At 52.4% G+C, this 10,613-nt stretch carries 6 protein-coding genes; 1 reads left to right on the top strand and 5 read right to left on the bottom strand.

Translation table 11 applies throughout. The features are described 5' to 3' along the window. Positions 1-227: 227 nt before the first annotated feature. From HMPREF2572_RS04415 to HMPREF2572_RS04405, 3 genes are read right to left on the bottom strand one after another with little or no spacing between them, the layout of a single operon-like run. A complete protein-coding gene (locus tag HMPREF2572_RS04415) occupies positions 228-1,646 on the bottom strand; it encodes an efflux transporter outer membrane subunit (protein ID WP_070496413.1) in 1,419 nt (472 codons plus the stop codon). Between the two features lie 56 nt (positions 1,647-1,702). Then, entirely contained in the window at positions 1,703-4,915 is a 3,213-nt protein-coding gene (locus tag HMPREF2572_RS04410; protein ID WP_070496412.1) for an efflux RND transporter permease subunit, read from the bottom strand. Between the two features lie 11 nt (positions 4,916-4,926). Then, positions 4,927-6,195: an efflux RND transporter periplasmic adaptor subunit gene (locus tag HMPREF2572_RS04405; protein WP_070496411.1), complete on the bottom strand. Its 1,269-nt coding sequence runs from the start codon at positions 6,193-6,195 to the stop codon at positions 4,927-4,929. Positions 6,196-6,421: 226 nt separating this feature from the next. On the opposite strand from HMPREF2572_RS04405, the gene HMPREF2572_RS04400 reads away from it, so the two are divergent. Continuing rightward, positions 6,422-7,057 carry a multidrug efflux system transcriptional repressor MtrR gene (locus tag HMPREF2572_RS04400; RefSeq protein WP_070496410.1) on the top strand — a complete coding sequence of 212 codons (636 nt, stop codon included), beginning with the start codon at positions 6,422-6,424 and terminating at the stop codon, positions 7,055-7,057. A 65-nt stretch (positions 7,058-7,122) separates the two neighbouring features. Here the strand turns inward: HMPREF2572_RS04400 and ettA are convergent, their stop codons facing one another. Together ettA and nadB are read right to left on the bottom strand one after the other, a co-directional pair. Next, on the bottom strand, positions 7,123-8,799 hold the full coding sequence (gene ettA, locus HMPREF2572_RS04395) for an energy-dependent translational throttle protein EttA (protein ID WP_036493894.1): 1,677 nt from the start codon (positions 8,797-8,799) through the stop codon (positions 7,123-7,125). 204 nt (positions 8,800-9,003) lie between these two features. Then, complete coding sequence (gene nadB / locus HMPREF2572_RS04390; protein ID WP_070496409.1) at positions 9,004-10,548, bottom strand: L-aspartate oxidase; 1,545 nt, start codon at positions 10,546-10,548, stop codon at positions 9,004-9,006. Positions 10,549-10,613 lie beyond the last annotated feature (65 nt).

Below are 10,613 nucleotides of genomic sequence, written 5' to 3'. Positions count from 1 at the left end.
GTCCTGATTTAAATTTAATCCACTATAAAAAGCCAAACTGGCGAAAGTCCCCTCTTCCGATGACACCTTTTCATCCATGGACAAAAGGTCGTCTGAAATGGACTCTCCAATTTCAGACGACCTCTAACCCAACACCCTAAAATCAAACCCTGACATAAAAACGTCGTCTGAAAACTGGATATCCGGTTTTCAGACGACGTTTTTGATAACGCTTATTTCAAACAGTCTTACTGCTGCGCGGCTGACTGGCTAACGGTTTCGCGTTTCAAACCGCCGCCGAGTGCTTTATAGAGGTCGGCGAGGTTTTCGAGGCGGGTGAGCTGATTGGCAAGCAACGCGGTTTCTGCGCCATAGCTGCTGCGCTCTGCGTCAAGCAGGTCGAGGGCGTTGGATACGCCGTGTTTGTAGCGCAGATTGATGAGACGCAGAGTGTCGTTGTAGGCGCGGCTTTGTTTGTTTAGCGCGGCGTAACTCTTGTCGAGTTGCTCGCGTGCGACCAAGGCGTTGGATACGTCTTGGAAAGCGGCTTGGACGGCGGCTTCGTACGCGACGATTTGCGCTTCTTTACGCAGCGTGGCTACGTCGAGATTCGCTTTGTTGCTACCCCAATTGAAAATCGGCAGGGTAATGGAAGGCGCAAACGACCAAATGCCTGTACCGCTTTTGAACAGACCACTCAACTCGCCGGACGCGGTGCCGACCGAACCGGTCAGGCTGATAGTGGGGAAGAAGGCGGCACGGGCTGCGCCGATGTTGGCATTGGCTTGTTTGAGCGAGTGTTCTGCGGCGCGGATGTCGGGACGGTTCAGCAGGACTTCGGAACTCAAGCCAGCAGGCAGTCGGGTGATTTTGAACTGTTTGCTCAAAGGCAGCGCGGCAGGCAGATCTTCCGGCAGGGGTTGGTTAATCAGGGTAGCCAAGGCATTGCGGGCTTGTTCGCGGTTTTTGACGGCGTTCGCGTAATCGGCTTTGGCAGATTCAATCAGGGCTTCCTGTTGACGCAAATCGACGGCGGAAATCACACCTGCTTTGTGGCGCATTTGGGAAAGTTTGTAAGTGGTTTCGCGGGTTTTAAGCACGCGCTGCGCCAATGCCATCGATTCTTGGGCGTACAGTTCGTTGAAATGGGCTTTGGCAACGGCGGCAATCAGGGCAAGGTGGGCGGCATCGCGGTTTGCGGCTACGCTGAAATAACCTTGCAATGCGGCTTGGCTGTTGCTGCGGACGCGCCCGAAAAGGTCAAGCTCGTAGGCTGCCGCGCCCAAACCGACGGTGTATTCGCTGCGGGTAACGCCGCCGCTCAAACTGCCTACCCGAGTTCCGGTACCGCTGGCGTTGATGCTCGGCAGCAGGTCGTTGCGGGCAATCATGTATTGCTTGCGGTAGATTTCGGCGTTCAACGCGGCTGTACGCAAATCAGTATTGCGTTCCAATGCGATGTCGATCAGGCGGTGAAGGCGCGGATCGGCAAAGTAATCTTGCCAACCCAATTCAGCGGCACGGATACCGTCGTCAACGGTGTCGTATTTAAACGTATCGGCAACGGCAACTTGAGGCTGCTCATATTTGGGCATCATGGTACAGGCCGATAAAGCCACGGCGGCGGCAACGGCGGTCAGTACAGGTTTGAATGTAATCTTCTTCATTTTAGAATCCTTTAGCATTTTGAGGCCGTCTGAAAAGTTTTCAGACGGCCTTTGCTTTAGTGCTTGTCTGAATCGTGTTTACCGTCTTCAATCATGCCGGCTTCAGCGGCGTGTTTGGCGGCCATCTCATGCTCGTGTGCAGTTTCCTTGAAGAATTTGCGCACAACCACATAGAACAAAGGCACAAGGAACACAGACAGAATCGTACCGATCAACATCCCCCAGAACACGGTCGTACCAATCGCACGTTGGCTGGCGGAGCTGGCACCGCTGGCAACATAGAGCGGTACCACACCCAAGATGAAGGCGAACGAAGTCATGATAATCGGACGGAAACGCAGGTGTGCGGCGGCAAGCGCAGCTTCAAGCGCGCTCTTGCCTTGCGCTTGCAGGTCTTTGGCAAACTCGATAATCAAAATCGCGTTTTTCGCACTCAAACCCATCACCGTAACGAAACCGACTTGGAAGTAGATATCGTTGGCGTATGCCGGAATGCTGCCCAGCAGTGCTTCAAACATGTTACGTCCGGTTACGCCCAATGCCGCGCCAATCAAGCCCAACGGAATCACAAGGATAACCGCCAACGGGATAGACCAGCTTTCATACAAAGCAGCCAATACCAAGAATACAGCGGCAGCGGCCAATGCGTACAACACGACAGTTTGCGAGCCGCCTTTGGCCTCTTCACGAGACTGATCGCCCCACTCCAGACTGTAACCGCTGCCCATTTCGTCAACCATTTGCTGTACCGCAGCCATGGCTTGACCGGAAGATACGCCATTAACAGGCGAGCCGGAAAGCTCCATTGCCGGATAACCATTGAAGCGGACGCTTTGCTCCATACCGGTTTCCCAAGAAACAGTAGCAATGGTAGAAAGCGGTACGGCAACACCGGATTTATTCGGTACGGTCAGGTTCAGAATATCGGCAGGCTGCATACGGGCACTTGCATCAGCTTGTACCATCACGCGTTGCAGACGGCCTTGATTCGGGAAGTCGTTGACATAAGACGAACCCAAAGAAGAAGCCAAAGCAGTACGGATATCAGAGAACGAAATACCTTGTGCAGCTGCTGCGGCACGGTTGATGTCGATTTTCAACTGCGGCGCATCTTCCAAACCGCTCGCACGAACGGTACTTGGGTTAAACAAACCGCTTTTACGCATTTTGTCAATCAACTCATTGCGCTTGGCCAACAATGCAGCATGGCCGCTGTTGTTACGGTCTTGCAGGTAAATCGTCAAGCCGGAGCCTGTACCCAATTCCATAATGGCAGGAGGCACAATCGCCAAACCGAAACCGTCTTTCAGCGTAGCCATCATCATGCCGGTCAGCTTACCGGAAATAGAAGTCGCATCGCTGCCCGGAGCAGTACGTTCGCTCCAGTCTTTCAGAATGACAAAGCCCATAGCCATGTTTTGACCGGAGCCTGCAAAGCTGAAGCCGGAAACGGTAATAATGTTCTCGATCTCAGGTACAGATTTTGCCAGTTGAGTGATTTGAGCCAAAGTTGCATCGGTACGCTCTTTGGTCGCGCCGGCAGGCAGCTGTACGCTCAACATCAAGTTACCTTGGTCTTCAGTCGGCAAGAAGGAAGTCGGCAGACGCATAAACAGGAATACGCCCACAACAGTCAAACCAATATAGACAACCATCATGCGTAAAGTCTTGCGCAAGACTTTGGCAACCCAGCCTTCGTAGCCGTGTGTCCAGCTGTCGAATTTTTTGTTAAACCAACCGAAGAAACCTTTTTTCTCTTCGTGATGACCCTTCTGAATCGGTTTGAGCATGGTGGCACACAATGCCGGAGTCAGCGTCAAGGCAAGGAATGCGGAGAAGCCGATAGATGCCGCCATGGTCAAGGCAAACTGTTTGTAAATGTTACCGGTTGCACCGCTAAACATTGCCAGTGGCACAAATACGGACATCAACACGGCAGTAATACCGATAACCGCGCCGGAAATCTGACCCATCGCTTTTTTGGTGGCAGCCTTAGGCGACAAACCTTCGCTCGCCATAATACGCTCAACGTTTTCAACGACCACAATCGCGTCATCGACCACAATACCGATCACCAATACCATCGCAAACATGGTCAATACGTTAATCGACATACCCATGTATGAGATAAAGGCAAAACCGCCCAACAGGGAAATCGGTACAACAATAGTCGGAATCAGCGTATAGCGGATGTTTTGCAGGAAGAGATACATCACCAAGAATACCAAAACAATGGCTTCCAAAAGCGTATGGATCACTTTCTCAATCGAAATTTCCACAAATTTGGAAGTATCGTAAGGAACTTTCCAGCTCATACCGTCTGGGAAATACTTCTGCAAAACCGCCATTTTTTCTTTCACAGCAGTCGCTGTTGCCAAAGCGTTACCGCTGTTAGACAGCATCACTGCCATACCGGTGGTATTCACGCCGTTCAAGCGGGTGGAAGAAGAATAGTCCTGCATACCCAAGCTGACTTTGGCAACGTCTTTCAGATAGACATTCGAGCCGTCGGTATTGGATACCAAAATGATGTTGCCGAACTCTTCAGCAGTGCTCAGCTGACCTTGCGCTGTAACGGTTGCTGAAATAGTCTGACCTGCAGCCGCCGGCAAAGAGCCGATAGAGCCTGCAGAAATTTGGATATTTTGAGTAGCCAGTGCGTTGGTTACCGTTGCAAAAGACAAGTTGTAGTTTTGCAGTTTTTTCGGGTCAACCCAAATACGCATGGCGCGTTGCGCACCAAACAATTGTACCTGCCCTACCCCGTCGATACGCTGCAGTTCAGGAATGATATTGCGCTGGGCGTAATCGTTCATTTCCTCAATGGATTGCTTTTCAGAAGAAAGCATGACCACTTGCAAGAAGTTGGAACGCGCTTTAGATACGGTTACACCATATTGCTGTACGGTAGAGGGCAATGTGGACAACACTTCCGACAATTTGTTCTGCACGTCTACCTGCGCCAAATCTTCATTGGTTTCCGGTGTAAACGTCAGACTGACGCTGCCGCTGCCGCTGGAATTAGCAGAAGTCGTCATATAGTCCAAACCTTCCACACCGTACATATTACGTTCGATAACGGCCAGTACGCTGTCTTCCATTACCTGAGCAGAAGCGCCCGGATAAGTAGCGCGCAAAGTAATGGTCGGTGCAGCAACGGACGGATATTGGGAAATCGGCAGTTTTTGAATGCCGAAAATACCCGCTGCGATGATAAAAATCGCAATAACCCATGCAAAAATGGGGCGGTCAATAAAAAACTTAGACATTCATGCGTTCCTTATTTGGCTTCAGATGCAGCTTTAGCTTCAGGCTTGGCCTCGGATGCAGCTTGGCCGTCTGAAACTGCCGTTGTTGCTGCCGCAGCGCTTGCAGGCGGCGTCCATTCTTTCGGCGTTACCTGTTTAGCACCCGACATAGCGGCAATGCTGATGCCTTCAACAATCACTTTGTCGCCGTCTTTCAGGCCGTCTGTAATCACCCAATTGCTACCTTGCTGTTGGGCAACGGTCACGACACGCGCTTCCATTTCGCTCTTGTCATTCACCACCATCACCGTATCTTGCGAACCGCGGGTAACTGCTTGCTGCGGCACTACAAATGCATTATCCACTGCCACTTGTTCCATCAACACGCGTACATACAAGCCCGGCATCAAGATATTTCTGTCGTTAGGAATGGCGGCGCGCAAGGTAATTTGACCGGTCGTTTCGTTGACAGTCGGATCTGCAAACAGCAGACGGCCTTTTTCAGGGTAAACCGTACCGTCGTCAAATTTGATATCCACTGCAATCGCGCCGTTTGCCGCCAACAATTTGCCTTCGGCAACCTGTTGACGCAGTTTCATAACCTCACTGGCAGATTGGGTAACGTTGACATACATCGGGTTGGTTTGTTGGATGGTGGCCAAAACAGTGGTATCGCCGGCATTCAACAGCGTACCTTCAGAAACTTTAGATTGACCGATAAAGCCGGAAATCGGCGCAGTAATGCGGGATCGGTTCAGGCTGATACCGGCAGATTTGATGGCTGCTTGAGCGGATTTGACGCCTGCCTCTGCTGAACGCTTGGCCGTTACCGCCGCATCATATTCTTGTTGGCTGATGGCATCGGCGGCAACCAGCGGTTTGTAGCGGGCCAGGTCGGCGTTCGCTTTAGCCAAAGTCGCTTGCGCACTTGCCAACTGGGCGCGTGCGCTTTCTAAATTTGCTTCATAAGTCGAGCTGTCGATTTGGTACAAAGGCTGACCGGCTTGCACATAGCTGCCCTCTTGGAATAGGCGTTTTTGCAAAATACCGCCGACTTGGGCGCGAACTTCGGCAGTACGCAACGATTCCAGACGGCCCGGCAACTCAGTTGTCAATGCAACGGTTTCCGGATGCACAGTAACCACACGGACTTCAGGCGCAGGTTGTTTTTGCTGTTGCTGACTGCCTTGCGCCTGTTGGCCGGCTGCTTTTTCATCGCCTTTGCCACAAGCGGAAAGCGCCAACGCAGTAGCTGCTGCAATTGCCGCGACACGCATCATTTTAGAAGCATAAAGAGCCATAATTTTCCTATCTCTATAAATAAATAAAGGTTTGACTAATTAAAAATCGATTAGTTTGATCTCATATTTCACAAACAGAAATTACCTGCTTTTGTGAAAAACAGGCTGATTATATAGTGTTGAGAAACACTATCAAGTATTAAATTAAATTATACATACATTCTTGCATGTTCAGAAGTAATTTTTTATAATTCAAGCCATAAATTTACATTGCTACAAAATAATTATGAGAAGAACCAAAACCGAAGCTTTAAAAACCAAAGAATATCTCATGCTTGCCGCATTGGATACGTTTTATAAGAAAGGCATTGCCCGCACTTCGCTCAACGAAATCGCCCAAGCCGCAGGCGTAACGCGCGGCGCGCTGTATTGGCATTTCAAAAACAAAGAAGATTTGTTTGACGCCTTGTTCCAACGGATTTGCGACGACATCGAAAGCTGCATGAAGGAGGATTCAAACAATAATAACGAACAGGCCTGGCCAAGTTTCCGCCTGACCCTGACCCGTTTTTTCGAGCGACTGCAACACAACGAGCTTCACTATAAATTCCACAGCATTTTGTTCTTAAAATGTGAACACACCGATCAAAACGAAGCGGTCATCGCCATCGCTAAAAAACACCAATCCTTATGGCGTGAAAAAATCGTTGCGGTACTGACCGATGAGGTACAACAAAAAGCCCTGGCGGATAACTTAGACATCGACATGGCGGTCATCTTCATCAAGTCTTCATTAGACGGCTTGATTTGGCGTTGGCTCTCTTCCGGGCAAGGATTTGATTTGGCGCAAACCGCCCCCCGCATGATTGAAATCATCATTGATACACTGGAAAACCATCCGCAATTAAGAAAACAATCATAAACATCAAAAATAAAAGGCCGTCTGAAACATTAAAAGTTTCAGACGGCCTTTTGGTTCAAATCTAATTAACGTGTTACCGGTTTGTAACGGATACGTTTCGGTTTCGCGCCCTCTTCGCCCAAACGGCGTTTCTTATCGGCTTCATATTCCTGATAGTTGCCGTCGAAGAACACCCATTTCGAATCGCCTTCGCACGCCAAGATATGCGTGGCGATGCGGTCGAGGAACCAGCGGTCGTGAGAAATCACCATCACGCTGCCGGCAAATTCCAGCAATGCATCTTCCAACGCGCGCAGGGTTTCCACGTCGAGGTCGTTGGATGGTTCGTCCAGCAGCAACACATTGCCGCCGCTCAACAAAGTTTTTGCCAAGTGCAAACGTCCGCGTTCGCCGCCCGACAATTGACCTGCGATTTTGCTTTGGTCGCTGCCTTTGAAGTTGAAACGACCCAAATATTGGCGGGCGGGAATTTCAAACTGCCCGACCTGCAAAATGTCGCGGCCTTCGGCAATGTTGTCAAACACGGTTTTGTCGTTTTGCAAACCTTCGCGGCTTTGGTCAATCAGGCTCATTTTCACGGTTTGCCCGATTTTCACTTCGCCGGAATCGGGCTGCTCTTTGCCCGCAATCATTTTGAACAGCGTCGATTTACCCGCGCCGTTCGGGCCGATGATGCCGACAATCGCGCCCGCAGGTACTTTGAAGCTCAAATCGTCAATCAGCACTTTATCGCCGAACGATTTGGAAACGTTCACAAATTCAATCACTTCGTTACCCAAACGCTCGGCGACGGGAATGAAGATTTCCTGCGTTTCATTGCGTTTTTGGTATTCGTAGTTGCTCATTTCTTCAAAACGCGCCAGACGCGCTTTGGACTTGGCTTGGCGGCCTTTGGCATTCTGGCGCACCCATTCCAATTCCTGCTTCATCGCCTTCACACGCGCGGCTTCGGATTTCGCCTCGTTTTCCAAGCGTTTTTCTTTCTGCTCCAGCCAAGACGAGTAATTGCCTTTCCACGGAATACCGTGTCCGCGGTCGAGTTCCAAAATCCATTCGGCGGCGTTGTCCAAGAAGTAGCGGTCATGCGTTACCGCAACGACTGTACCGGGGAAGCGCACCAGAAATTGCTCCAGCCATTCCACCGATTCCGCATCCAAGTGGTTGGTCGGCTCGTCCAGCAGCAGCATATCGGGTTTGCTCAACAAGAGTTTGCACAAGGCAACGCGGCGTTTTTCACCGCCGGACAGATTGCCGATTTTGGCATCCCATTCCGGCAGGCGCAGCGCATCGGCGGCGATTTCCAATTCATGTTCCGCACCGCCGCCCGTGGACGAACCCGCCGCAATAATCGCTTCCAAGCGGCCCTGCTCTTCCGCCAGCGCGTCAAAATCCGCATCGGGATTCGCGTACTCGGCATACACTTCTTCCAAGCGTTTTTGTGCCGCCGCCACTTCGCCTAAACCGCTTTCCACTTCCTCGCGCACGGTTTTTTCAGGATCAAGCTCCGGCTCTTGCGGCAGATAGCCGATTTTGATGCCGCCCATCGGCACGGCTTCGCCCTCAAATTCCTTATCCACACCCGCCATAATCCGCAGCACGGTGGACTTGCCCGCGCCGTTCAAACCGAGCAGGCCGATTTTCGCGCCGGGGAAGAAGGAAAGGGAAATATCTTTAATGATGGTTTTCTGCGGCGGCACAACCTTGCTCACGCGCAGCATAGAATAGACGTATTGTTGGGACATGGTTTTCTCAATTCGGTCAAACAAATTTCAGACGACCCATTTTAACCGATTGCACCGATTGTTGCTTGCACGGATGATATTTAGAGGGGAAACAGATGGGATGGATTGATTTGTTTGGATGTGGAGAAAGGTCGTCTGAAATCCTCTTTCAGACGACCTTTCTTCATTTTTTCACAGAAATATCCCCCCGCACAACCTTACTCTTCAGCCTGCCACTTGCTTTTTCCAATCGACACTCCCTGTCAAATCGGTATTGAAATGCGCGCCGATGTTCTGCCGCCTGGCGTATGCGGCTTGGGCGACGGCGAGGCTGCATTCGAGCAGGTTGCGGTTTTCGTATTCGGACGCGGTGCGCGGCTCTATTTGTTTTTGCTTCCAAAGCCGCAGTTGGGCAATGGCGCGGCGCAGGTCGGTATCGTTGCGGAGGATGCCGAGATGGCGTTGGTTGAACGCTTGCAGGACGGGACGGCTGAATGTGTTTTGGAGGTCGTCTGAAAAGATGCCTGCTTCGGCGGAGGGGTTTTCAGACGACCTTTTGGACGGTGCGGTTTGGAATGCTTGTCCGTCCGCGATGGTTTGGGCAGCAAGCCTGGCGGTAACGACGCATTCGAGCAGGGAGTTACTGGCGAGGCGGTTGGCTCCGTGCAAGCCGGTGCAGGCGGTTTCGCCTAAGGCGTAGAGCTGCGGCAGGGAGGTTCTGCCACTGGGGTCGGTTTGGATGCCGCCGCAGGTGTAGTGTTGCACGGGGCGGACGGGGATGGCTTGGCGCGTGATGTCCAAGCCGCATTGGGACAGGCAGTGCCGATGGATGGACGGGAAATGCCGGCGGACGAACGCTGCGGGTTGATGGCTGATATCGAGCGAGACGAAGTCTTGCGTTTGTTTGGCGATTTCGGCGGCGATGGCGCGGGCAACGATGTCGCGCGGCGCGAGTTCGGCGCGACGGTCGTAATGCGGCATAAACCGTTCGCCCGATTGGTTGGTCAGGATGCCGCCTTCGCCGCGCACAGCTTCGGAAATCAGGAAGGTGCGGCCGTTTTCAGACGACCTTGCCAAGCCTGTGGGGTGGAATTGGATAAATTCGAGGTTTTCGACTGCGCAGCCTGCGCGTATCGCCATGGCGATGGCGTCGCCCGTGCATTCGGGCGGCGTGGTGGTGGCGGCGTAAATCTGTCCCAAGCCGCCGCCTGCGAGTACGGTATGGAGGGCGCGGATGCGGTAGGTTTCTTGCGTTCGGCAGTCGAGGACGGTCAGCCCGCACGCTGCGCCTGATTCGGTTTGGACGTCCAACGCCATCTGCCGCTCGCAAACGCGGATGTTCGGGCGGCGGCGTATTTGGGCAATCAGGCTCTGCATGACGGCTTCGCCCGTGTAATCGGCGACGTGGGCGATTCGGCGGCAGGTATGCCCGCCTTCGCGCGTCAGGTGCAGGTCGTTATTATTTTGGTCGAACGCCACGCCCTGCGCCAGCAGCCATTCGATTGCCGGTTTGCCCTGCGACAGGATGGTGCGGACGGCGGCTTCGTCGCACAAGCCCGCGCCCGCTTCCAAGGTATCGGCAACGTGTTTTCCGATGTCGTCCTCTCCCGACCACGCCGCCGCAATCCCGCCTTGCGCATGACGGCTGGCGGTGTCGTCCAGCCGGTTTTTGCACAAAATGACGATGCGGAACGATTCAGGCAGCGACAGGGCGAGCGTCAGTGCCGCCAGCCCGTTTCCGGCAATCAATACGTCGCAATCGGTTTGCATGGTGTTGTCCTTGTTTGAGGGGTCGTCTGAAACGGTATAGTGGATTAAATTTAAACCAGTACGGC

The sequence above is a fragment of the Neisseria sp. HMSC064E01 genome (assembly GCF_001808875.1).
GTDB lineage: Bacteria > Pseudomonadota > Gammaproteobacteria > Burkholderiales > Neisseriaceae > Neisseria > Neisseria sicca_A.
The sequence above is the reverse complement of the archived record's forward strand: the minus strand, read 5'-3'. Positions and strand labels throughout refer to the sequence as shown.